General features: G+C 44.0%; 20 protein-coding genes and 1 other annotated feature. Of the genes, 1 reads left to right on the top strand and 19 read right to left on the bottom strand.

Annotated elements, in window-relative coordinates:
* Nucleotides 1–69: 69 nt before the first annotated feature.
* The 9 genes from IGJ05_RS00570 to rpsB all read right to left on the bottom strand — a co-directional run bounded on the left by IGJ05_RS00570 (nt 70) and on the right by rpsB (nt 12,737).
* Nucleotides 70–4,419 carry a PolC-type DNA polymerase III gene (locus tag IGJ05_RS00570; RefSeq protein ID WP_081116268.1) on the bottom strand — a complete coding sequence of 1,450 codons (4,350 nt, stop codon included), beginning with the start codon at nt 4,417–4,419 and terminating at the stop codon, nt 70–72.
* Nucleotides 4,420–4,537: 118 nt separating this feature from the next.
* Nucleotides 4,538–6,247, bottom strand: a complete 1,710-nt coding sequence (locus IGJ05_RS00565; RefSeq protein ID WP_005229438.1) for a proline--tRNA ligase — start codon at nt 6,245–6,247, stop codon at nt 4,538–4,540.
* Nucleotides 6,248–6,316: 69 nt separating this feature from the next.
* Complete coding sequence (rseP, locus tag IGJ05_RS00560) at nt 6,317–7,585, bottom strand: RIP metalloprotease RseP (protein WP_438724976.1); 1,269 nt, start codon at nt 7,583–7,585, stop codon at nt 6,317–6,319.
* Nucleotides 7,586–7,734: 149 nt separating this feature from the next.
* A complete protein-coding gene (locus IGJ05_RS00555) occupies nt 7,735–8,541 on the bottom strand; it encodes a phosphatidate cytidylyltransferase (RefSeq protein WP_010749318.1) in 807 nt (268 codons plus the stop codon).
* Complete coding sequence (locus IGJ05_RS00550) at nt 8,538–9,338, bottom strand: isoprenyl transferase (RefSeq protein WP_081116269.1); 801 nt, start codon at nt 9,336–9,338, stop codon at nt 8,538–8,540. The genes IGJ05_RS00555 and IGJ05_RS00550 overlap by 4 nt, the downstream gene beginning before the upstream one ends.
* A 191-nt stretch (nt 9,339–9,529) precedes the next feature.
* Nucleotides 9,530–10,087, bottom strand: coding sequence for a ribosome recycling factor (frr, locus tag IGJ05_RS00545; protein ID WP_005229434.1), 558 nt, complete (start codon nt 10,085–10,087; stop codon nt 9,530–9,532).
* Nucleotide 10,088: 1 nt separating this feature from the next.
* The gene (gene pyrH / locus IGJ05_RS00540; RefSeq protein WP_005229433.1) at nt 10,089–10,811 is read right to left on the bottom strand and encodes a UMP kinase; all 723 of its coding nucleotides are present in this window, start codon (nt 10,809–10,811) and stop codon (nt 10,089–10,091) included.
* A gap of 147 nt (nt 10,812–10,958) precedes the next feature.
* A complete protein-coding gene (tsf, locus tag IGJ05_RS00535; RefSeq protein ID WP_005229432.1) occupies nt 10,959–11,840 on the bottom strand; it encodes a translation elongation factor Ts in 882 nt (293 codons plus the stop codon).
* A 108-nt stretch (nt 11,841–11,948) separates the two neighbouring features.
* Nucleotides 11,949–12,737, bottom strand: a complete 789-nt coding sequence (gene rpsB, locus IGJ05_RS00530) for a 30S ribosomal protein S2 (RefSeq protein WP_005229426.1) — start codon at nt 12,735–12,737, stop codon at nt 11,949–11,951.
* A 302-nt stretch (nt 12,738–13,039) separates the two neighbouring features.
* On the opposite strand from rpsB, the gene IGJ05_RS00525 reads away from it, so the two are divergent.
* Nucleotides 13,040–13,510, top strand: coding sequence for an arginine repressor (locus IGJ05_RS00525; protein ID WP_005229424.1), 471 nt, complete (start codon nt 13,040–13,042; stop codon nt 13,508–13,510).
* Nucleotides 13,511–13,592: 82 nt separating this feature from the next.
* Here the strand turns inward: IGJ05_RS00525 and argS are convergent, their stop codons facing one another.
* From argS to IGJ05_RS00475, 10 genes are all read right to left on the bottom strand, one after another.
* A complete protein-coding gene (argS, locus tag IGJ05_RS00520) occupies nt 13,593–15,284 on the bottom strand; it encodes an arginine--tRNA ligase (RefSeq protein ID WP_081116270.1) in 1,692 nt (563 codons plus the stop codon).
* Nucleotides 15,285–15,412: 128 nt separating this feature from the next.
* Nucleotides 15,413–15,606, bottom strand: a binding site (T-box leader).
* Nucleotides 15,607–15,685: 79 nt separating this feature from the next.
* Complete coding sequence (gene argF, locus IGJ05_RS00515) at nt 15,686–16,699, bottom strand: ornithine carbamoyltransferase (protein WP_016610733.1); 1,014 nt, start codon at nt 16,697–16,699, stop codon at nt 15,686–15,688.
* Between the two features lie 137 nt (nt 16,700–16,836).
* The gene (tsaD, locus tag IGJ05_RS00510) at nt 16,837–17,856 is read right to left on the bottom strand and encodes a tRNA (adenosine(37)-N6)-threonylcarbamoyltransferase complex transferase subunit TsaD (RefSeq protein ID WP_015510054.1); all 1,020 of its coding nucleotides are present in this window, start codon (nt 17,854–17,856) and stop codon (nt 16,837–16,839) included.
* Complete coding sequence (rimI, locus tag IGJ05_RS00505) at nt 17,849–18,322, bottom strand: ribosomal protein S18-alanine N-acetyltransferase (protein WP_005229417.1); 474 nt, start codon at nt 18,320–18,322, stop codon at nt 17,849–17,851. Before rimI (IGJ05_RS00505) ends, tsaD begins: the two co-directional genes overlap by 8 nt.
* Nucleotides 18,315–18,857 (bottom strand): ribosomal protein S18-alanine N-acetyltransferase, encoded by a 543-nt coding sequence (gene rimI, locus IGJ05_RS00500; protein ID WP_005237007.1) that lies wholly within the window; start codon nt 18,855–18,857, stop codon nt 18,315–18,317. The genes rimI (IGJ05_RS00505) and rimI (IGJ05_RS00500) overlap by 8 nt, the downstream gene beginning before the upstream one ends.
* Nucleotides 18,841–19,566 (bottom strand): tRNA (adenosine(37)-N6)-threonylcarbamoyltransferase complex dimerization subunit type 1 TsaB, encoded by a 726-nt coding sequence (tsaB, locus tag IGJ05_RS00495; RefSeq protein ID WP_081116272.1) that lies wholly within the window; start codon nt 19,564–19,566, stop codon nt 18,841–18,843. Before tsaB ends, rimI (IGJ05_RS00500) begins: the two co-directional genes overlap by 17 nt.
* A gap of 262 nt (nt 19,567–19,828) precedes the next feature.
* Nucleotides 19,829–20,809, bottom strand: coding sequence for a LacI family DNA-binding transcriptional regulator (locus IGJ05_RS00490; RefSeq protein ID WP_005229404.1), 981 nt, complete (start codon nt 20,807–20,809; stop codon nt 19,829–19,831).
* 32 nt (nt 20,810–20,841) lie between these two features.
* On the bottom strand, nt 20,842–22,326 hold the full coding sequence (gene galT, locus IGJ05_RS00485; protein WP_081116273.1) for a UDP-glucose--hexose-1-phosphate uridylyltransferase: 1,485 nt from the start codon (nt 22,324–22,326) through the stop codon (nt 20,842–20,844).
* Between the two features lie 3 nt (nt 22,327–22,329).
* A complete protein-coding gene (gene galE, locus IGJ05_RS00480; protein ID WP_438724975.1) occupies nt 22,330–23,328 on the bottom strand; it encodes a UDP-glucose 4-epimerase GalE in 999 nt (332 codons plus the stop codon).
* Between the two features lie 41 nt (nt 23,329–23,369).
* The gene (locus IGJ05_RS00475; RefSeq protein WP_010749309.1) at nt 23,370–24,527 is read right to left on the bottom strand and encodes a galactokinase; all 1,158 of its coding nucleotides are present in this window, start codon (nt 24,525–24,527) and stop codon (nt 23,370–23,372) included.
* Nucleotides 24,528–24,558: the final 31 nt, after the last annotated feature.

Raw genomic sequence — 24,558 nt, 5'->3', positions numbered from 1 at the left:
TTTGGGGGTCGCTTCAATACTAGATGCTGCGATGATGGGCTTATTTTTTTTAAGTGAACAGCCGTTGGCTTACAACATATCGAACAACGACAACTGATTTTCATCTGGTAGATCTTTTAGAACACCGTTATCCGTCATGTATTCAATCAATGTCTTAGAAACTTTCCCGCGATTGGCGAGGTCTTCTTTCGATAAGAAGGGACCATCTTTTCGTGCTTCCACGATTTGTTTCGCTACGTTCAGCCCTAAACTCGGTACTGCTCGGAACGGTGCGATCAATTTTTTCCCATCGATCACGAAATTTTCTGCATCGGATTTATACAGATCGATCATCCCGAATTCATAGCCGCGCTCCAGCATTTCATTGGCTAATTCCAGAACCGTCAACAGATTTTTTTCTTTCGTTGACGCATCCATTCCTTTGTCATTGATTTCTTGCATCCGTTCTTTTACGGCATCTTTTCCTTTTGACATGGCAATCAAATCAAAATCATCCGCCCGGACAGAGAAATAAGCACAGTAATAGAGAATTGGGAAGTACACTTTAAAGTAAGCGACTCGCAACGCCATCAAAACATACGCCGCAGCATGGGCTTTCGGGAACATGTACTTGATCTTCGAACAAGAATCGATATACCATTCAGGGACATTGTTCTCCCGCATCGCTTGCAAGTAAGTGTCCCGCAAGTCGTCAGGGATCTTGTTCCATTGTCCTTTACGGACCGTCTCCATGATTTTAAAGGCCATCCCGTCATCTAAGCCAGCATGGATCAAATACACCATGATATCATCCCGACAGCCGATTACTTCCGCTAGGCTGGCATCTCCGCGACGGATCAATTCTTCCGCATTGCCTAACCATACATCGGTACCATGGGAAAGACCAGAGATCTGCAGGAGTTCAGCAAAGGTTGATGGATGGGTTTGATCCAGCATCCCTCGCACAAAGCGGGTACCAAATTCTGGGATGCCTAATGTGCCGGTTTTCGAATAGATCTGCTCTTCGGTCACACCTAACACATCCGTGCCGCCAAAAATACGCATCACTTCTGGATCATCGGTAGGGATCGTTTTAGGATCGATGCCTGATAGATCCTGCAGCATCCGAATGACCGTCGGATCATCGTGTCCGAGGATATCCAGCTTCAAGATATTGTCATGAATCGAATGGAAATCAAAGTGGGTCGTTTTCCACTCCGCATTTTGATCATCCGCTGGGTATTGGATCGGGGTGAAATCATAGACATCCATATAGTCGGGAATAACGATGATCCCCCCCGGATGCTGACCAGTCGTCCGTTTGACGCCTGTGGCACCTTTTGCCAGGCGATCGACTTCGGCTGCTCGATAATGAAGATTATGATCGCGCTCAAAGCCTTTTACGAAACCAAAGGCTGTTTTGTCGGCTACGGTACCGATCGTTCCTGCACGATAGACGTATTCTTCACCGAAGAGTACTTTCGTATAGTTATGGGCTTCTGGCTGATATTCTCCTGAGAAGTTCAAATCGATATCGGGTACTTTATCGCCGTGGAAACCAAGGAACGTTTCAAAGGGAATATCGTGGCCATCTTTGTTCAGACGGGTGCCGCATTTTGGACATTTTTTCTCTGGCATATCATAACCAGAACCATACGAACCGTCTTCGTAAAACTCCGAATACTGGCAATCGGGACAATAATAATGAGGAGCTAATGGATTGACCTCAGTGATCCCCGTCATGGTTGCCACGAAACTAGAACCGACTGATCCCCGTGACCCTACTAGATAGCCGTCTTCATTGCTTTTATGAACGAGTTTTTGTGAGATCAAATAGATCACGGAAAAGCCGTTCCCAATGATCGAATCAAGCTCTTTTTTCAAACGTTTTTCCACGATCTCTGGTAATGGATCGCCGTATAACTCTTTGGCACGGTTGTAACTTAAGTCAGTGATCTCTTGTTCTGATCCGGGAATCTTTGGTGTATACAGATCATCTTTTACCGGAATGACTTTTTCACAAAGATCGGCGATTTTATTCGGGTTCGTCACCACGATTTCTTTCGCCGCTTCCGGACCTAAAAATTGAAAAGCGGTCAGCATCTCATCCGTAGTACGGAAGTGCACGTCTGGTAGGCTATGACGATTCAACGGATTGGCGCCTCCCATGGAATTGATCAAGACCTTGCGATAAATGGCGTCTTCTTCGTTTAGGTAATGGGCATTACCAGTAGCCACAACGATTTTCCCTAACTCTTCCCCCATTTTTACCAGATTCCGAATGATGTCTTCTAGGTCTTTTTCACTTTTCACGAGTTCCGTTTCCAAAAGATGGGCATAAACTGCTTTGGGCATGACTTCGATGTAGTCATAAAACTTGGCAAGTTCTCGTGCTGCATCGACCCCTTTTTGCATCATTGCGACAAAGACTTCTCCTTTATCACAGGCGGTTCCGACTAACAATCCTTCCCGCAATTTCACCAATTCTGAACGTGGGATTCGTGGGACTTTATCATGGAAGTACTTCACATTCGACATCGAGATCAGCTTGAATAAATTCTTCAATCCTGCCTGTGTTCGAGCCAAGATCGTGGCATGGAAAGGTCGAGCTGCTTTGTAGGAGTTCTCGCCCCCCACGTGTCGGTTCAACTCTTCGTGCAGCAGCATCTCATGTTTTTCCATTGCTTCTTTGACAAAAATCCATGCTAAATGACCGGTTGCCTCCGCATCGTAGATCGCTCGGTGATGTTGTTCTAAGCTGACACCGAATTTTTTGGAAAGGACACCTAAACCGAATCGCTTAAACTCTGGATACAAATAACGAGCGAGTTCCAATGTATCAATGACGGGATTTTCCGCTTCTGGAATACCGTATTTTCGATAACTGGTATTTAAGAAGCCCATATCAAATGACGCATTGTGGGCAACTAAAATGGCTCCTTCAGAAAACTCACGGAACAAACGTAAGACTTCTTCTTCTGATTTTGACCCGCGAACCATTTCATCGGTGATTCCCGTCAGTTCTACGGTCGTTCGCGATAAGGGATGACCTGGATCGATAAATTCATCAAAGGATGCCTCCACGTTGCCTTTATGCATCCGCACAGCAGCCAACTCAATGATGGTGTCGTATACTGCAGACAACCCAGTGGTCTCCACGTCAAACACGATATAAGTAGCATCGGTCAGTGGAACAGGCTGAGGATTGTAGGCAACCGCTACGCCGTCATCCACGATATTGGCTTCCACACCGTAAAGAATTTTAACACCAGCCTTTTCTCCTGCATGATGGGCATCAGGGAACCCTTGTGCTCCACCATGATCGGTGATCGCAATCGCCTTATGGCCCCATTTGCCTGCTTGAGCGACAAAATCCGCCACGTTGTTGGTGGCATCCATCGTACTCATATTGGAATGCAGGTGGAGTTCGACCCGTTTTTCGCCTTCAGGTGCATAGTCTTTGCGGGCTTCGTGTTTAACTTCCAGCAAATCTTGCGCATTCATAACAAGATCTCGCATGAAGGTATCTTCTTGGACGCTACCGCGTACTTTGACCCAACTACCTTTGGCGATGGCATCAAAAATTTGTTCATCTTTTTCATTGTTGGAGAATTTTTTCACACTAAACGATGACGTATAGTCGGTGATTTTCAAAATCAAAATCTTCCGTTTTGAACGCAATTCGCGGACTTCTTTATCAAAGACATACCCTTGGATCGTAACTCGGCGTTCTTCCTCGATGATATTGATCATCGGTGTCACAGGTTCATCGGCAGGAATATTACGTCCCAAGGCGATTGGTCCGTCAAATTCGACTGTTTTGACTTCTTTTTTGCGTTGCTCGTGCGCCATTAAGTTCTCAGCAGCTTGTTGTTGGAACGCTGCTGTTTGCTCTTCCTTGCGTGCTTCAAGTTCTTTTAAGGCCGCCTCCGCTTGCTCTTGGTCTAGCTGCGGCAAGATCCGAAATTTTTGAAAGCCGAAGGTACTATAATTTTCCTCAATGATCGGCAAGTACTGCTGCTGCAAAATCGTGATGACCGCATCATTGTTGACTGGCAAAATCACTTTGTTCTCTTGCAGCACAGGCATTTGGTTTTTGATCACTTGATGAACCAGTGGTCGATCACAATTTTGATTGGCTAACGCTAATGGCCAATATTCTTGAATGAATTGCTCATCAAAGGAACCATCTTGAGCTTCAATGATGATACGAACTTCCGCAATCTCTTTAAACGCCAATTCAATATGTTGTTTAAAGGACTGATACACCATCACCGGTAATAAACGTTCAAATTGGAAATAAAACGTCCACGCTTTTGATTGTCGATGCACGGTCACTTGTTTGATTTGGGCAGTCTGCATCAACGGATGCTGCCGAAGATTTGGGGCAGCTGCAATTTGGTCTAATAATATCTCAAAGGTCTCTCTTTCTTTTGACAATTGAAGATCCTCCTTTTCTCAGTACTCACTAGTATACCTCTTTTTGCCCTCATTTTCATTAAAAAATCGAGAAAGGATTTCCTCTCTCGATCTGCTATTCATTCTTGTTCGTTCCTGTTTATTCCTGATTGGCTAACAAAATCGTCAGGGTCGAAGCGACTTCTTCTTTTCTCACTTCAACGGTCGCACCAGTATGCTTGATTTTGATCTCTACGATGCCTTCTACGGCTTTTTTACCGATAGTCAAGCGAATCGGACAGCCAATCAAATCGGCATCTGCAAATTTGACCCCTGCACGTTCATTGCGGTCATCTACCAGCACTTGATAGCCGACTTGGTTCATCATTTCTTCTACTTCTTCACTTAAGGCATTTTGATAGCTATCTTCAATCGACGTTTGAATGATATGCACATCAAATGGGGCAATTTCTTGGGGCCAATCGATCCCAAACTCATTGCCGTATTGTTCGACGATCGTTGAAAGCAGCCGAGAAACCCCCAGCCCATAACAGCCCATGATGATTGGTTGCTCATCGCCGTTTTCATCGACAACCGTCGCTTCTTGCGCCTCACTGTACTTGGTTCCTAACTTGAAGATATGGCCAACTTCGATTCCTCGCGTAAAGGTTAAGGTTCCTTTTCCATCTGGGGAAGGATCACCTTCTTGAACCAAGCGAAAATCGGCAAAGGCTAATGGTTGAAAATCACGCCCCACATTCGCATTGAGATAATAGCTTTGTTTTTCTGCCGCTGGAACGATCAGATTCGCCATATCTTGGACATGCTGATCGGCGTACAACTGGATCGAATCAGCAAGCGCAATGGGACTGCGCAGCTGCGTCTCACTCGTCAGATAAGACTCCGCTTCCTCAACAGTCAGCACCTTCACTTGATCAGCGGCTAAGTAATGCTTGACCTTTGTTTCATTGAGGCTGTGATCGCCTCGTAATAACACCATAATGACTTGCTCGTCAACGAGTAATAAAGATACTTGAACGATTTTTTGCAAGTCTGTTTCGTATGCCTGCGCCAGCTCCTCTAACGTTAAAGGCTCATCCTGAACGACTTTTTGTAATTCTAAATAGGTCTCGTGAGATTTTTTGGCGATGTATTGACTGGTTGCTAATTTCCAATTGGCGACATAATCGCTTTCGGTCGAGTAGCAGATCAGCTCTTCGCCGATCCCCGACAATGCCAAAAATTCTTTCGAATCTCTGCCACCCATCAAGCCATTGTCCCCGACCACTGCCCGATACTCGATCCCACAGCGCTTCAATATTGCATGATAAGCCATTTCGTAACGATTATAGGTTTGATCTAAGCTGGCTTCATCGGCGTGAAAAGAATAGCCATCTTGCATGATAAATTCACGGCTGCGGATCAATCCAAAACGCGGCCGCTGTTCGTCCCGATATTTCGTTTGGATCTGATACAAGCTCAATGGCAGCCGTTTATAAGACGTGATCTCGTTTTTGATCAATGTCGTAAACGGCTCTTCATGAGTAGGTCCTAAAACGATCTCTCGTTCGTTTCGATCTGTTAATCGATACAAGGATTCACCATACAATGAGGCACGTCCTGACTCCTTCCATGGCTCATACGGAAGCAAAGAAGGCATCGCCATCTCTACGGCATCGATTTGTGCCAATTCTTCACGGATGACCCGCTTGATCTTTTCTAACACCCTTTGTGCTAGCGGCAAGTAAACATAAATGCCTGCCGCCACTTGTCGAATATACCCTGCCCTAACTAACAGTTGATGACTTAACGTCTCCGCATCGCTGGGGGTTTCCCGCAATGTCGGAATCAAACATTTTGACTGTTTCATTTTTTTCTCCTTTGCTACAAAAAATCATGTTCACCCGATCAACAATTGATTTGCTTGTGCGTCTTATTTTTAAAAGAAGAAACGTTGGATATCATTCCAGGTAACGAGAACCATCAGCAGCATCAAAAACCCAAACCCAATCAGAGTAATGATGCCTTCTTTTTCTTGGCTGATTGGCTTGCCTCGCAAACCTTCTAAAATATTTAAAACCAGCTTACCGCCATCCAATCCAGGAATCGGTAATAAATTAAAGATCCCCAAGTTGATAGAAATCATCGCCATCATCGCGATCACCGTTGTTACCCCTTGCGATGCAGCTTGAGAAGACAGTTGGAAAATCGCTACCGGTCCACCCAATTTATTGATATCTGGTTGGGCAATCAAGTTGCCGACTGCTCTAAAAATCACCAGTGAATTGTCAATGGTCGTTTGCAAGCCGCCCAGTAAGATATCTCCGATCCCAGTTTTTAAGGAAGCGGTGATCCCTAAGAAACCAATCGTGGTCTCCCCTGATTCTTGACTCGCAGGAGTTGCCGTCAAATCAAGTGTTTCTGATCCTCGTTTGACTGCTAGAGCAATCTGAGTATCTGGGTACTTTTGGATCTCAGTCGTTAATTCTGACCAGTTAGAAACATCGACACCTTCGACAGCTAAGATTTCATCGCCATTTTGCAGCCCTGCTTCAGCTGCCGGTGTTCCTGCTTCGATTCCTGTCACGATGGTTGCATCTTGATTCGCAACACCACCTTGTGCAAACACCAACCCAGTGAATAAGACCGAGGATAAAATAAAGTTGTTCATCGGTCCAGCAAAATTCGTCAGCATTCGCTGCCAAAGCTTTGCGGACTGGAATTGAACGTCTTTAGGTGCGATCCGAACTTCAACGCCATCTTCATGGATGATCGTTGCATCATGATCCACAGCGTACGTAATCGCTTCTTGTTCATTGCCATTGATGAACCCTGTGATCGTCAACTTCTCCTCCAAGTCAAAGTCGGTCACTTCCATAGGGATCGCTTGCGACAATTGGATCTTTTTGCTCGTATTGATTTTGATAACTTTGCCAGTTGCATCTTGAACCAAGGAGACTGGCATACCTGGAGTTAATTCTGTTTCATCTTCACCCCAGCCCGCCATTTGGACATACCCGCCTAATGGCAGCATCCGAATCGTGTAGGTCGTCCCATCTTTCGCTTGATGCGCGAACAATTTAGGCCCCATACCGATGGCAAACTCTCTTACTAAAATACCTGCCCGTTTTGCAAAGAAGTAGTGTCCAAACTCGTGAATCACTACCACTACGGAAAAGATAATGATAAATACAAGTATCGTTTTCATGCTCGTTCCTCTCTTTCACAGCATCCCTCTCATTCAGGGCAGCCTTTCCTTATTTTATCACACCGATTCCCGTTGAGGAACTCACATTCCCGTTGTAACAAGAATTTAAAAAAAGAAGCGCAAGCCAAGCCTGCACTTCTAAATAATTTCTAAAAAACACCGAATAAATACATGATTGGAAACACAAACAGCATGCTATCGAAGCGATCCAAGATCCCGCCATGTCCTGGCAAAAGATTGCCTGAATCCTTCACGCCATAATGACGTTTGATTGCCGATTCCACTAAATCCCCGAATTGACCAGCGATCGAAAAGAGGACCGTCAATAAGATCATGATTGCACTACCATGTCCAAAATAATCTTTCCCTGGAAATGCTAGCAGATACAAACCGGCTACGACCACCGCAGCAGCAATCCCGCCTAGGGCCCCTTCGATCGTTTTATTAGGGGAAATCTCTGGCCATAATTTTCGTTGACCGTAACGCCGTCCCACCATGTAAGCCCCAATATCCGTTGCCCACACGATAAACAGCCCGAAAACTAAAACGACTAAGCCATCTGTTGCTGAACGTGCCGTCAAGAAACGTTCAAACCCGACACCCGTATATAAGCTGACGATCACTGGAAAACCAGCTTCATCGATAGTATACGTATTTTTAGAAATAACCGCGATCCCTAGTAATAAAAGGACGATTACATAATACAAGGCACTTTTATCTGTGCCCTCTGGCAAAAAGAAAAACCAGCGTTCTTGAGGTAAAACTAAAATCACCGCACCGATGATTGAAAGAATTCCTTCAAAACTGAAAACAGCTAGTCCTTTCATCCGAAATAATTCATAAACACCAATCCCTGCCATCGCTGCTGCCAGCAATTCGACGGCAATGCCGCCAACGTAAATAATTGGCAGGAAAAAGGCTAATGCGACGACCGCAGTGATTACACGTTGTCTCACTCTTCTTCCTCCTTCGTTTTCAAACCGCCAAAACGCCGGTTTCGTTGTTGAAAGCTCCCGATCGCATCTTCTAGTAAAGCAGCATCGAAATCAGGCCAGAGCGCTTTCGTAAAGAATAATTCGCTGTAAGCAATCTGCCATAACAAGAAGTTGCTGATACGTTCTTCGCCACTCGTGCGAATCACCAATTCAGGATCACGTAACGCGTTTGGCAAAAAACCAGTCATCAAATGTGTCGCCAGCATGTCTTCCGTGAGCTTGGGCAGGGCTTCCTCCGAAGCTGCAAGCTCTTCATAAAGGGCTTGGACCGCAGTCAAAATTTCTGCGCGGCTGCCGTAATTTAAAGCAAAATTCAAGATCATCCCAGTATTATCTTTGGTTTGGTCAATCGCTCGCTTGACCGCTTCTTGTGTGTGTTCGGGTAAAGATTCCGTGAACCCCATCACTTTGACTTGAACATTTTCTTTGATCAGCTCAGGAACAAACGTGTCGAAAAAGTCGACGGGCAGTTGCATCAAAAAGTCCACTTCTTCATTTGGCCGTTTCCAATTCTCTGTTGAAAACGCATAAAGAGTCAATACTTTCACACCAAGGTATGAAGCATGTTTCGTGATCTTTTTTACCGTCTCCATGCCTTCTTTGTGACCAGCTACTCTTGGCAAGCGCCGGTTTTGCGCCCATCTGCCATTGCCATCCATAATGATCGCGATGTGTTGGGGAATCGGCAGTGATGGATCAAATTCATGTTCAGCCGCTTCTTTGATATATTTGTCTTTTTGTGGAAAAAAACGCAGCATCGTATTCGCTCCTCTTCCAATTCTTGAAATTCATCTTTTACATTATAACAATAATCAGATTTCTTGCCTATGAAAACCAAGAAAAGATTTCCATATTAAGAAAAAACAAAAAAACAGTCGTGATATTCAAGTACATACGCCACTTTCGACCATAAAAAAAGAGCCGCTGAAGCGACTCTTCGTCATTCCTTTTAAACCTCAAGTAGCTCTTGCTCTTTTTCAGCTGCGATCGCATCGATTTCTTTGATGCTGTTATCTGTAGCAGTTTGCACTTCTTTTTCAGATTCACGCAAATCATCTTCTGTAATATCGCCAGCTTTTTCTTGTTTCTTGTAAGCTTCCATCGCATCACGGCGAATGTTACGGACCGCGATTTTCGCATTTTCAGCTTCTTTTTTCACGTCTTTGGCTAATTCTTTACGACGTTCTTCCGTTAATTGAGGAATCACCAAACGAATGACTGTTCCGTCATTGGCAGGCGTGATACCAATATCACTTTGCATGATAGCTTTTTCTACTTCTTGGATCATTGTTTTGTCAAAAGGTGTGATCATCAAAATTCTTGCTTCTGGAATCGTAATTGAAGCCATTTGGTTCAAGGGTGTTGGTACACCATAGTAAGTAACCATTACGCGGTCTAAGATGCTCGCGTTCGCGCGGCCAGCACGGATTTGTCCTAATTCCCGCTGCAAGTTTTCTGCTGCTTTTTTCATTTTGTCTTTTGCTTCTGTTAAAATTTTGTCAGCCATGTTATTTCCCCCTTACTGTCGTTCCAATATGTTCACCTAAAATGGCGCGGCGAATGTTTCCATGCTCATTCAAGTTGAATACGACTAATGGAATATCGTTGTCCATACTTAATGAACTTGCGGTTGAATCCATTACTTGCAATCCTTTAGAAATGACTTCTAAATGGGTCAATTCTTCAAATTTCACAGCACTTTGGTCCGTTTTAGGATCTGCTGAGTAGACGCCATCAACATTGTTTTTCGCCATCAAAATGACATCAGCGTTGATTTCAGCTGCCCGTAAGGCTGCGGTCGTATCAGTTGAGAAATAAGGGTTTCCGGTTCCGCCTGCAAAAATGACGACCCGCCCTTTTTCTAAGTGACGTTCTGCTCTGCGACGAATATAAGGCTCTGCGATTTGACGCATTTCGATCGAAGTTTGGACACGCGTTGGTACACCAGCATTTTCTAGCGTGTCTTGTAATGCTAAAGCATTCATCACAGTCGCTAACATGCCCATGTAATCAGCTTGTGCTCTTTCCATCCCCATTTGCGCGCCGATTTGTCCACGCCAAATGTTTCCGCCGCCGACCACGATCGCCATCTGTACGCCTAATTCGTGGACTTCCTTGATCTCTTTAACGATCTCTTGGATCGTCGGTGGTTTGATCCCAAAGCCTTCGTCACCCGCTAATGCTTCACCACTTAATTTTAATACAACACGTTGATATTTTGGTTTGCCCATCATGATTCCTCCGTACATTCTCCAATACTATTGTAGCATATTGGTGCTCTTTCGTTGAAAATTATCTACACTATTTCTTTAAAAACCGTTTTTGCTTAAAAAAAGGGAGCGCACTTCCATGCGTTCCCATCTGTTCGAGGAACAGAATTATTTTTTCACTTGGCTCATTACTTCTTCAACGAAGTTGTCTTCGCGTTTTTCGATACCTTCGCCGACTTCAAAGCGGACAAAAGATTTCACAGTTGCGCCTTTTGATGCAACATATTTTTCAACCGTCATATCTGGGTCTTTAACGAATGGTTGGTCAACCAAAGCGATTTCTGCTTTAAATTTCTTCAAGCGTCCTTCAACCATTTTTTCAACGATGTTCGCTGGTTTGCCTTCGTTCAATGCTTGTTCTGTCAAGACTTGTTTTTCATGATCCAATTCTTCTTGAGAGATTTGTGCTTCGTTCACGTAGCGAGGGTTGATCGCTGCAACGTGCATTGCAACATCTTTCGCAACTGATTCGTCAGTTGTTCCTTCAAGAACAGTCAATACAGCAATACGTCCGCCCATGTGTAGGTAACCGCCGAAAGCAGCATTGTCATCTTTTTCAACAACTTCAAAACGACGGAAGCTGATTTTTTCTCCGATTACTTGTGTTGCTTCGATCAACGCAGCATCCATTGTGCCTTTAGAAGTTTCTAATTTTAAAGCAGCATCCATATCAGCTGGTTTGTTTGCTGCGATTACTTCAGCGATTTCTTTTACTAAGTCTTGGAACATTTCGTTTTTAGAAACGAAGTCAGTTTCTGAGTTCACTTCAACGATTGCTGCTGTGTTGCCGTTGATCGCTACAGATGCTAAACCTTCAGCAGCAATACGGTCGTTTTTCTTCGCAGCTTTTGCCATACCTTTTTCACGTAATAAGTCTACGGCTTTTTCGATGTCGCCTTCTACTTCAACTAATGCACGTTTTGCGTCCATCATTCCTACACCAGTCATATCGCGTAATTCTTTTACTAATTTAGCTGTTACTTCTGCCATTTTTTTTCCTCCTAAATGTTTTTAAACAAGATTGCTTGTCTTTAAAAAAAGCTGTTTCAAAGGAGAGTGAGGCTTGGCGCCTAGCCTTTGAAACAGCTCCATCATTTATTATTCAGCTGATGCGTTGTCGCCTTCGACAACATCAACGATTTCTTCGATTGAAGTTGCGTTTTCTGTTGATTCAGCAGCAAAATCTTCTTCTGCTACTTGGTCTTCGCCTTGGTTACCTTCGATGAAAGCATCTGCCATTTTCGCAGTGATCAATTTAACGGCACGAATAGCGTCATCATTTGATGGGATAACAACATCGATTTCGTCTGGATCACAGTTTGTATCGACCATAGCTACGATCGGGATATTTAATTTGCGTGCTTCTTGGATCGCGATACGTTCTTTACGTGGGTCAACAACGTACATTACATCTGGAATTCTTGGCATATCAGCGATACCGCCTAAGAATTTTTCAAGACGTTCGCGCTCTTTGTTCAAGCCAACGACTTCTTTTTTAGGAAGAACAGCAAATGTGCCATCTTCTTCCATTTTGTTGATTTGTTTCAAACGAGCAACACGTTTTTGGATTGTTTCCCAGTTTGTCAAAGTTCCACCTAACCAACGATGGTTAACATAGTATTGACCTGAACGGATTGCTTCTTCTTTGATTGCTTCTTGTGCTTGTTTTTTAGTACCTACGAACAATGCAACGCCGCCTTCTTCAGCAACATTTTTCATGTAGTCGTAAGCTGCGTCTACTAATTTCACTGTTTTTTGCAAATCAATGATGTAGATGCCGTTTCTTTCTGTGAAGATATATTTCTTCATTTTTGGGTTCCAGCGACGAGTTTGGTGACCAAAGTGTACGCCGGCTTCTAGTAATTGTTTCATTGAGATTACTGCCATGTTGTGTTTCCTCCAATTTGGTTTTTTTGTTTTCCTCTCTTGCTCTTTTACTCCTTGAAGAACTGAATCGATCAGCACCGCTTCGCAGATGGAACAAGATGTGGGATTGACGTGAAAAACTCACGCCTTAAACAGTATACAGTAGCTAAAAAAGAAATGCAACTGATTCAAATGAAAAACTACGATTCGTGGTCCAGCTTTTTTTTAACGTTCTAATTCTTTTCTTATTATATCTAGGTTTTTTCGGCTTTATCTGCTATGATAAGGCTGACTTAATCAATCATGCTTAAAGGAGTTTACCTATGCGAAAAGCTGATCGCCATTTACTTATTAGACAAATCATTACTGAACATACTGTACGCACGCAAGAAGAATTATTGCAGCAATTGGAAGCCCAAGGCGTCTCCGCCACGCAAGCGACCATCTCTCGCGATATTCGTGATTTGAAAATCGTGAAAGTGCCCGATGAAACAGGTCAGACGAAGTTTGTCATTTTTCAAGGAATGCAATCGTCAGAAGATGAAAAAGAAGAAGAGCAGCGTTTGATACAGATGATCGAAGACGTTGTCACTAAAGTAGATCGTGTGCAATTTATGACGTTGATCCATACCGTTGCGGACAATGCGCCTTTGCTTTCGGCTGCGATCGATGAAGTGACTATGCCAGAAAAAGTTTGCTCGTTGGCGGGCTTTGATACAGTAGCGGTGATTTCCCGCAGCGACGAAGATGCCGAAACTTTTTATCAATTTATCAGAAACCACGCGGTCTTATAAGACACCGAACAAATGTGACCTATCTGTATTTTTACTACAAAAAAGCTGTGTCCTTGTCGAAACAAGGACACAGCTTTTTTTGTTACATTTTGTCGGGTGCATGTAAACCAAGCAACCGTAAATCTTCTTTTAATAAGGTCGTTACTGCATAAACTAGAGCCAGACGTGCGTCTTTTTCCGCATCTTCAGCCAAGATTTTCACATTGGCGTAATACTTATTAAAGGCCTGTGCCAATTTGATGGCATGTTTAGCAATGACGGATGGTTCATATTTTTCTGCTGCTTGCAGCACGGTTTCTGGGTAGCGCTGAATCAATTTGATGACTTCCCAGCTCTCAGTATCTGCCATTGACAAACTGCTGACAACAGCAGGATCAAAGTCGGCTTTTTCAAGAATGCTCATGGCACGGGCATGAGAATATTGCACATAGGGTCCGGTCTCTCCTTCAAAACGGACAACTTCTTCTAGCGTAAAGTCGAAATTATTCAAACGGTCATTTTTCAAGTCGTGGAAAACGACTGCCCCGACACCGACTTGTTTTGCAACTTCTTCTTTGTTTTCAAGCGTTGGGTTCTTTTCAGTGATTTGTTCTTTCGCCGAATCGATCGCTTCATTCAATACTTCTTCTAAAAGAACGATCTTCCCTTTTCTCGTAGATAATTTTTTCCCATCTTTGGTGATCAATCCAAATGGTACGTGGGTCATATCATCTGCCCACTCAAAGCCCATTTCCTTCAAAACAGCTTTTAATTGCTTGAAGTGATAACTTTGCTCATTTCCTACCACGTACAATGATTTGGCAAAATTGTAGGTCCGTTTGCGGTACAGCGCTGCGGCCATGTCCCGTGTGATGTAAAGAGTCGCACCATCGGATTTGCGGATCAAGGCTGGATTTAAGTCATACGCAGCCAAATCAACGATTTCTGCCCCTTGGTCTTCTTTCAGCAAGTGTTTTTCCTCTAATAATTCCACGACTTCTGTCATTTTATCATTATAGAAAGCTTCGCCATTCAATGAATCAAAGGAAACTTCCAACATATCATAGATTTTATTGAATTCTTTTAATGATTCATCACGGAACCATTGCCATAAATCCATTGCTTCTTGGTCACCATCTTCTAGTTTCTTGAACCAAGCTCTCGCATCATCTTCTAATTGTTTATCTGTCTCGGCAGCTTCATGAAAATCAACATACAAACGCAACAGTTCGTTGATTGGTTCCGCTTTGACCGCTTCTTCTGACCCCCATTTTTTATAGGCCACGATCAATTTCCCAAATTGTGTGCCCCAGTCGCCTAAATGGTTGATGCGAATTGGCTGGTAACCGATTTTTTCTAAAATAAAGCCGATTGAGTTACCGATCACAGTGGAACGCAAATGCCCCATTGAGATGGGTTTGGCAATATTGGGTGAAGACATATCGATGGGTACTGCTTGCTGATTGCCGATGGTTTGATCGCCAAAATGATTTTTTTCTTTGAGAACCATCTCTAAGACGTGGGCAGAGATTGCTTTTTTATCCATAAAGAAGTTTAAATATGGACCGACCACTTCAATTTTTTCAAAAGACGCTTGATCAATTTTTTCTGCTAAGTCTGCGGCAATTTGCTGCGGCGCTTTCCGATAGACTTTTGCTAGCGAGAAGGCTGGGAATGCCACATCCCCATGGTCAGCTGACTTTGGATTTTCCAGTAATTGCTGAACTTGTTCGATCGATAGATCTTCTTTTACTACTTGATGGATGGCTTGTGCGACGATTTCTTTGTTATTCATAGTATCCCTCCTATAATGACTGAGCCCATGTTTTGATGAAAAGTTGTTTGAAGCAAGCAAACAGCTGTATGTTTTTCATGCAAGAAATGATTGATAAAAACAAAAAAAGCCTCTAGCGCATAACATGCACTAGAGACGAGATTTCCCGCGGTACCACTCTGATTGTCCTTTTCGGACCTACTTTTTTCTGATAACGGCAGAATTCCGTTTGCTTGGCAAATTCTCACAAGTGCGTTTCACAATCTGATCAATTCGGCTTCCACCACCCCGAACTCGCTAACTGATACTCGAATCGCTACTTCTCTTGTTTCATCAAATCAAGGCTATTTACTTCCCAGAAAGTATAGCAAAGAAATGTTTGTTTGGCTAGCGAGATTTTGGCATTTTCAAAAAAAATTATTTTATACTTTAGGAATAAATAGATCTCCAGCAGTCACTGCCATGATCGCTTTGATTGAGTGCAAACGATTTTCGGCTTGATCAAATTGACGGGCATACTTACTGCGAAAGACCTCATCAGTGACTTCCATCTCAGAAATTCCATACGCCTGCGCTGCTTTTTTGCCATACGTGGTCTGATCATCATGAAATGCTGGCAAACAATGCATAAAAATCACTTGATCGTTTTGTGTTTTTTTCATCAACGATTGGTTGACTTGATACGGCAGCAGCTGTTCAATCCGCTCTTGGAATTTTTCTTCTTCACCCATTGATACCCAAACATCGGTATACACGACATCAGCGCCTAGAACACCTTGATCCACATCATCAGTCACCAAAATCTTTGCGCCCGATTGCTTGGCATAGGCTTGTGCCTGTGCGATGATGGTTGCTTCTGGCTGCAAGACTTTCGGAGTGACGACATGAATATTGACCCCTAAAATCGCACTGGTCACTAATAAAGAATTAGCGACATTGTTGCGCCCATCCCCACAGTATGCGATGGTCAAGCCAGTCAGCTCACCGAAGTTTTCTTGAATGGTTAAAAAGTCAGCGATCATTTGCGTTGGATGCCATTCATCCGTTAAGCCATTCCAAACAGGTACGCCTGAATAGTTGGCCAGATCTTCGACAACCTGCTGACTAAAACCGCGAAACTCGATCCCGTCAAACATGCGGCCGAATACTTTGGCGGTATCTTCAACGGATTCTTTAGACCCCAACTGAATATCATTGGCCCCTAAAAATTCCGGATGTGCCCCCAGATCCACCGCTGCAACCGTAAAGGCTGCTCGCGTCCGTGTCGAATTCTTTTCAAACAAAAGTGCAATGTTTTTGCCATCTAAATAACGATGTGGTTGATTGTTGGCCTTCATCCCTTTCAAGTGCTGGGAAAAATCAATCAAATATTGTAGTTCTTCTTTTGTAAAATCCTTTTCTGCTAAAAAACTGCGTCCTTTAAAAACCGATGTCATTGCATACCCGCCCTTCAATTAACTAATAATTATACATTATGATATCAAATGATGAAATAAAATACAACGGAATCTTCTGTTTGCTCATAAAGAAACCAAAAAAAAACACCTAAGAACGGATCTTAGGTGCAATCATCTTAAGAAATCGTATGGGCAAAGCTGACACTCGGATCAGCATTCAATGAAAGATCTGCTAAGCGTTGCTTTTTCAACGCAACATGGGCATAAGCTCCAATCATGGCCGCATTATCTCCGCAAAGACGCAACGGTGGAATCAACAATTCCACTTCCGGCAATTCCTGCATCGCTTTTTGTAAAGCGTCACGCAAGCCTTGATTCGCCGCGACTCCCCCAGCAACGATCAGCTGGTTTACAGGATAAGCTTGGCACGCCCGCAACGTTTTGTGAACCAATACTTCGACAACGCTGGCTTGGAAACTAGCTGCTAGATTTTCTACTGACAAAGCTTCCTCTCTTTGCTGTGCATTATGCACAAAATTGATAAAGGAACTCTTTAAGCCGCTGAAACTAAAATCAAAATTATCTTCTTGTATCATTGCTCGAGGAAAGTGATACGTATCACTGCCTAGATGCGCAAGGCGATCAATTTCTTTCCCACTAGGATAAGGCAAACCTAGAACACGACCGACTTTGTCATAGGCTTCACCAGCGGCATCATCTCTCGTTTCACCGATGATCTCAAAAGAGCCATCTTCTGCCATATACACCAATTCGGTGTGGCCACCACTGACCAATAACGCCATTAAAGGAAAAACCAATGGCTTCACTAGGCGAGCTGCATAAATATGTCCTGCCATGTGATTGACCGGAATCAGCGGTAAGCTGTGGGCCCACGCAAAGGCTTTTGCTGCAGAAAGCCCAATCAACAGTGCCCCAACCAACCCTGGACCATAGGTAACAGCAACAGCTGACAACTCTTCAGGTTGGGTGTCGGCCTGTGTCAATGCTTCTTCGATACATAAAGTAATCTGTTCGACATGGTGACGACTAGCGACTTCTGGTACGACACCGCCGAAGCGCTGGTGGCTCTTGATCTGCGAAGCAACAATGTTACTTAAAATGGTGTCGCCGTTTTTAATCACTGCCACACTGGTTTCATCACAACTGCTTTCAATGGCTAAAATCAATTCATTCATTTGATTTTTGTCCGCCTACTTTCTTTTCCATAATCAACGCATCCTCTTCTGGATGACTGTAATATTTTTTTCTACGACCGATGACTGTATAGCCCATACGTAAATAAAGAGCTTGTGCTTGCAAATTCGACACACGCACTTCAAGATAGATGCGCCGACCATCGGTTTGTTCCACGAGCGATTCCATTTGCTTCAACAATTCTTTCGCCAAACCGCGACCTTGATACGCTGGTAAAACCGCTACATTAAACAGCTCTGCTTCATCCAGCACTTGCTGAAAACAGAGAAACCCAATCAGCTCTTGATTGGTTTTTCCATAACGGAACAAATAGCGACTGTTGCTGTTTTGCAAATCTTGTTGAAATTGCTGCACATTCCAAGGCGAGCCAAAGGGATAGCTCTGATCTGCCAATGACCAGAGCATTTGCGGTGTCGGGATCGTTTGATCTGCTTGTTCGTTAGTCATTTAAAAATTTCACCATATCCAATGCGTCTTCATTGCCTTCGGTGTAGTACGCCGTTTTGATCGCCTGTGAAACAAACCCGAGGGTCCGATACAAACGTTGCGCATCACGATTGCCCAGACGCACTTCTAATGTCAAACGGTCGCATTTGTTTTTCCTCGCATAACGTTCGATTTCTCCTAGCAAGAAAGAACCGATCCCTTTTCCTTGATAATCAGGAATGATCGCGATATTGGTGATATGGGCATCAGCGCCTAAAATCCGCACCCCGATAAACCCAATCATTCGCTCATTATGCAAGATGCCCAAATAAAGATGTTTGACCCGTGAATAAAGCTCTGACAAAAAGGCGCTTTTGGTCCAAGGCAGTTCCCCCGCATACACGAGACGCTCCACCTGCAGCAGCTCTTTAATGTCATCACCGACTAATTCACGAACAACGTATGTTTCCCCTCGTATCTCTTTTTTACGCTCTGGGTATTGAATCTGACGGAAAAGAGCCAGCTTTCCCGTCATCGTTTTAAATTTTTTCAACATAGGCATCCACTCCCGGTTCATGCGAGGCTAACCATTTTTCTTCGGCTTCAACTAATTTTAAATAGTCTGGTACAAAATCATGGATCGAAGCGACCGGCGCTTCTTCTTTCGCAATAGCAGCTAAAACAACGCCATTCGGGTAATTCCATAACGATACTTGATTGATATGGGCTGTCGGCAGTTCCGCCTCGATCATGTCTTTAAATTTGATGGTATCGGCGCCGACAAATAGCACTTCTTGACCATCGACTGCTTTTAACTGGGTCAATAATTCAGACAGTGAGATATGCTGGTCTTTGATCCTTGTTTCTAAGGTCCCATTATGCCATTGGTAGGCACCTGCGTAGACATTTTGACGGCGAGCGTCAAACAACGGCACGATCACTTGCGATACGCCCACACAATTGGCAGCGACTGCTTTCAAACTAGAAACACCAATCAGCGGGATGTTCAATGTTTGCGCCAGCGTTTTTGCTGTTGTGACGCCGATTCGCAAACCTGTATACGAACCAGGACCTTTCGCAACAACGATTTGCTCCAGCTCTTTAGGTGCCATCCCCACCGCTTGCATCAATCCATCAACGGCAGGCATCAATGCTGTGCTGTGGTTTTTGATCGCCATCGTCTGGCTTTGCCCCAACACTTCTTGACCATCGACCACCGCAACCGCCAGTGTCTGGTTTGAGGTATCAATCGCTAATGTTTTCATCTATCTTCTCCCCATTCAAAAAACTCTCTCATATTCTACCATATTCTAATCAAATGCCCAACCAAGTCTCCAAAAAGATGCCTGCGTTTAGAAAAAAACAATAGGACAACAATACCCGAACCTTTGAAAAAAGCAAGCACGGCTGCAGCTGCAAACCGACGAGGCTGTTTAAAGGTTCGGGTAAGACGATAGTCATTTTTTGTTATTCCATTAAAACTCAGTTGACGTGTGTAACGACATCCTTCGGTGATTCAACTGGTTGCTAGGAGGATTGGCGCGTGATCAGTTCCGTTGCGATCGTAACTTTGCGAGGAACGGGTGCTGCATTCGTAATGATATCCAGCAAGGTCGTCACTGCCAGCTCCCCCAGCCATTCCGTATGAACTTTGATGGTTGACAGCGTCGGAAAGACGTACTTTGCAACACTGACATCGTTGAAGCCGATAATTGCGATCTCCTCAGGAATCTTGATGTTTTTTTCTTGCAAAGCACGCATAGCGCCAATCGCTAAGGCATCACTGGAAGCAAATAAAGCACTTGGCAACTCTTTGTTTTGCTGCAAATACTCTTTCATCGCCTCATAACCGCCCTCTACTGTAAACGGTGCGCTGAGATGATATTGTGGGTGGTGCAGCTTCAACCGACGGAGCCGTTCCTCAAAAATTCGGCGCCGAGGGTCTTCGATTTCTTGGTGATGATCCTTGGTAAACTCAACGCCTGATAACAAGCCGATCCTTTGGTGGCCTTTTGCAATAAAGTCATCGATCACTAAATCCACCGCTTGTTGAAAGTCCACCACCAGGGAATTGACGCCTTGAGCCAATGCGTCAAAATCGACCATCAACAAATTGGCTTGGCTTTTTTTCAATTGTCGAATCTGGTGATCATCGAATTTTCCTAGTGCAATCGTTCCATCGACTGCGGTATCAGTCAATCCTTCGTAGGGTTCTTTCAGCAAACGAATCCCTAATTCTTCGGTTTTGTTTTCAATCCCGATACGGATCGCTAAATAGTAAAGATCCGCTAATTCTTCCTCGGTATCAAACCATTGGATCAAGCGCATACTACTGGTTTCTGGCTGACTCTTTTTTTTATGTTTTGTGTAATTGAGTGCTTCTGCGGCTTTAAAAATTTTCTCTTTGGTTTCAGAACTGACCGATAATTCTGAATCGTAATTCAGCACCCGTGATACAGTGGCTGGCGAGACGCCAGCCTGTTGTGCAATATCTTTGATCGTTGCCATCTTCCAGCCTCCTTTTTTTGCGGGGAACTTTTTTATAAAGTAGCTATAAAGCGAGCAAAGGCCGCTTGCCCTGTCTGGTCTCGCTTGAAGACGCCTGCATGCGTCAATACTTGTGTAAAGACTTCCCCTAATGCATTACGTAAAATCTGCGACACGTTATCGGCATTGCATTCTGGGTGCCGGGCTTTGATCGCATCTGCCCAAGGAATATGGTATGCCGCGATCTGATTGGGCTGATCCAATAGATAAGCAGTCACTTCTTCAAGTTCCGGAGCTAAACGCGGCGGGAGAACTGCCAAGCCCATGACTTCAATCAATCCGATATTTTCTTTTTTGATATGCTGCACTTCTTGATGCGGATGAAAAATGCCGTCAGGATGTTCTTTGGAAACATTATTATCCCGCAAGACTAAGTCCATTTCAAACAGCTCTCCTTGCTTACGTGCGATCGGTGTCACCGTATGATGAGGCGTTCCATCTTCTGAAAAGGCATTGATCGAAACACTTGGATCTGAGTACTGTTGCCATTGGGCTAACACATATTGGCAAGCAGCGGCTAATTTTTGTTTGTTTTTCGCTTGTAGTCGTATCACCGACATTGGCCACTTCACGATCCCCGCAGCGACATCAGGAAAACCAGTTAAAGAAAAGCGTTGCTCGATCGGCGCTTTTGCCATGGCAAACGTGTGCCGTCCTCCTTGATAATGGTCATGAGACAAGATCGAACCTCCAACGATCGGCAGATCGGCATTGGACCCGACAAAATAATGCGGCATCACTTCAATGATCTGCAACAAGCGAGCGAAGGTTTGCAAATTGATTTTCATAGGACGATGGTCTAAAGAGAGAAAAATCGAATGCTCTTTGTAGTAGGCATAGGGCGAATATTGAAAGCCCCATGCTTCATTATCCAAATTCATACGGATGATCCGATGGTTGGTCCGCGCTGGATAATTGACTCGTCCTTGGTAGCCTTCATTTTCCAAACACAACATACATTTCGGATAATCTACAGAAGCAGCAGCTCCTTCTTTCGCTATTTGCTTGGGATCTTTTTCAGGTTTTGATAAATTGATCGTGATCTCGATCTCCCCATATTCGGTATCAACTGGGAACACGATATTCTTTGCGATGGCCCGAGTCTTGATGTAATCATTTTGACGGCACAGCTCAAAGAAATAATCCGTCGCTTCTTTAGGATCATTGGCATAATGCTGCGCAAAAAAAGCATTGACTACTGAAGGCGGTGGCGTCAAAAAGTCCATCAACTGGGCTTCAAAGATTTCTCTTTCTGCGTGAGAATCGCCAATTTGCTGATTGCTTAAAGCGCATGCCACCAGCTCGTCCATCAAATCAATGGAGGACCGATCGACAGAACGAATTTCGCTGGGCTCAAAAACAGCTTCCCCGATCATGGCTAGTACTCGGTTTTGCAAATAAATACGATCCATTTCCATCCAGCCGCCAGCCTTGATTGCTAAAGTGACGAAATCGCTGATTGTTTGGCTGATCGTCATTGGTTATTCCTCCTGCCCTTGATACCCATTTGGATGGCTGACATGCCAATTCCAAGCAGTCTCGATGATTGCTTCGACGTCGGTATAGACTGGTTTCCAGCCTAAAACCTTTCGTGCTTTTTCACTCGATGCCACTAAGGTACTTGGATCACCGGCACGGCGAGGCGCCACTCTGGCTGGGATCTCTTTTTTCGTTACATTGCGAGCAGCTTCCACCATTTCTTTCACAGAGTACCCATGATTGCTGCCTAAATTGAAGACATTGCTCTCATTGCCTTTTTGTAAATATTCTAATGCCAACAGGTGAGCAGCGATCAGATCTTCGACATGGACATAATCGCGAACACAAGTACCATCTGGAGTATCGTAATCCTCCCCAAAAATCGCTACCTCTTTACGTTGTCCTAAAGCAGCTTGCAAGATGATCGGTACTAAGTGTGTTTCTGGATCATGGTCTTCACCAATCGAAGCATCCGACTTCGCGCCAGCCACATTGAAATAACGCAATGCGACATACTTCATTCCATAAGCTTCATCGCACCAACGCATCATTTTTTCCATGATCAACTTGCTTTCGCCATATGGATTTTTAGGATTTGTTGGGGTTTCTTCCGTGATTGGACTATGGTCAGGTTCCCCATAAGTTGCTGCTGTAGAGGAAAAGACGATATGTTTCACTTGATGTTCCTTCATCACTTCTAAGAGGACCTGCATCCCATACACATTATTGTTGAAATACTTCAATGGTTTTTCCACAGATTCTCCCACCAAAGAACTGGCAGCAAAGTGAATCACGCCATCGATCGTTTCTTTTTCAAATACCGATTGTAAAAATGCTTTGTCGCGAATATCTCCTTCATAAAAGGTTGCTGCTGGATGGATCGCTTGGCGATGTCCTGTCAGCAAATTGTCAACGACAACGACTTGTTTTCCTTGTTCGATCAATTGATCGACTGCATGAGAACCGATATAGCCGGCTCCTCCTAATACTAAAATCGTCATATTTTCAGCCTTCTTTCTTCATTCCTTCATCGTTTCTTATTCTACAGTTTTCGTGCACCATCATCAATACTTGCTTGATAAATGTCGGTTGCGTAGCCGATTTCTGCTAAATAGGCTGCTTTGACTGACGCTTCGAAATCAGCCCATTCACTTGCTTTGACCAATGCGATCCCGCACCCGCCAAAGCCCGCACCCGTCATCCGCGCACCTAGAACAGCAGGGTGCGCTTGAGCGGCTGCGACTAGTGTATCTAGTTCATGCCCTGTCACTTCATAATCATCTCGCAATGAAGCATGGGAGGCATTTAATAACTGGCCGAATTCTTCAAGATCACCAGCAGTCAAAGCAGCTTTTGCTTTCAATGTCCGTTGGTTTTCCGTCACCGCATGTTTCGCCCGTTTGATCAAGCGTGGATCATCGATCAATGCTGTATTTGCAAAAAAGGTTGCTTCGTCTAATGCGCCCAATGAATCAATGGCTAATGATTTTTGCAAACGAGCCAATGCTTCTTCACATTCTGCACGTCGTTCATTGTATTTAGAATCAGCCAATTCGCGTCGCTTATTGGTATTCATGATCGCTACGACATAATCGCCAAATGCCGCTGGTACGACTTCATAATTTAACGTGTTCGTATCTAAAAGCAATGCATGGTCTTTTTGACCCATTCCGATCGCAAATTGATCCATGATCCCTGAGTTAACGCCAATAAACTCATTTTCGACTTTCTTGCCGATTTTAACTAAGTCCAAGGTCGTCAGGGTTAAATCAAAGAGATCTTTTAGACAAACCCCCGTCAGCAATTCAATCGATGCCGAAGAAGAAAGACCTGCGCCATTCGGAATGTTGCCATAAAAAGCGATGTCAAAGCCTCGATCGATCACTTGCCCCGCTTCTTTTAGGAAACGAACGACTCCTTTCGGATAGTTTGTCCAATCATCTTCTTTTCGGTAATCCAGCTCATCTAACGAAAAGGAGATCACGCCTTTTTCTGGAAAGTTCTCTGAATAGAGTTGGATCAACTGGTCTTCACGTTTTCGTGCTACTGCATACGTCCCTAATGTGATCGCCGCCGGGAAAACATAACCGCCATTGTAATCCGTGTGTTCACCGATCAAGTTGATTCTCCCTGGTGCAAAATACATGCCTGTGCCTTCTGTTCCAAATTTATCAATAAATATCTGTTGCAATTGCTCCATTTCTCTCACTCCCACTTTCTTTTTAGTAAAC

Origin of the sequence: Enterococcus sp. AZ167 (genome assembly GCF_051714025.1) — a bacterium.
GTDB classification, from domain to species: domain Bacteria; phylum Bacillota; class Bacilli; order Lactobacillales; family Enterococcaceae; genus Enterococcus_D; species Enterococcus_D casseliflavus.
The sequence above is the reverse complement of the archived record's forward strand: the minus strand, read 5'-3'. Positions and strand labels throughout refer to the sequence as shown.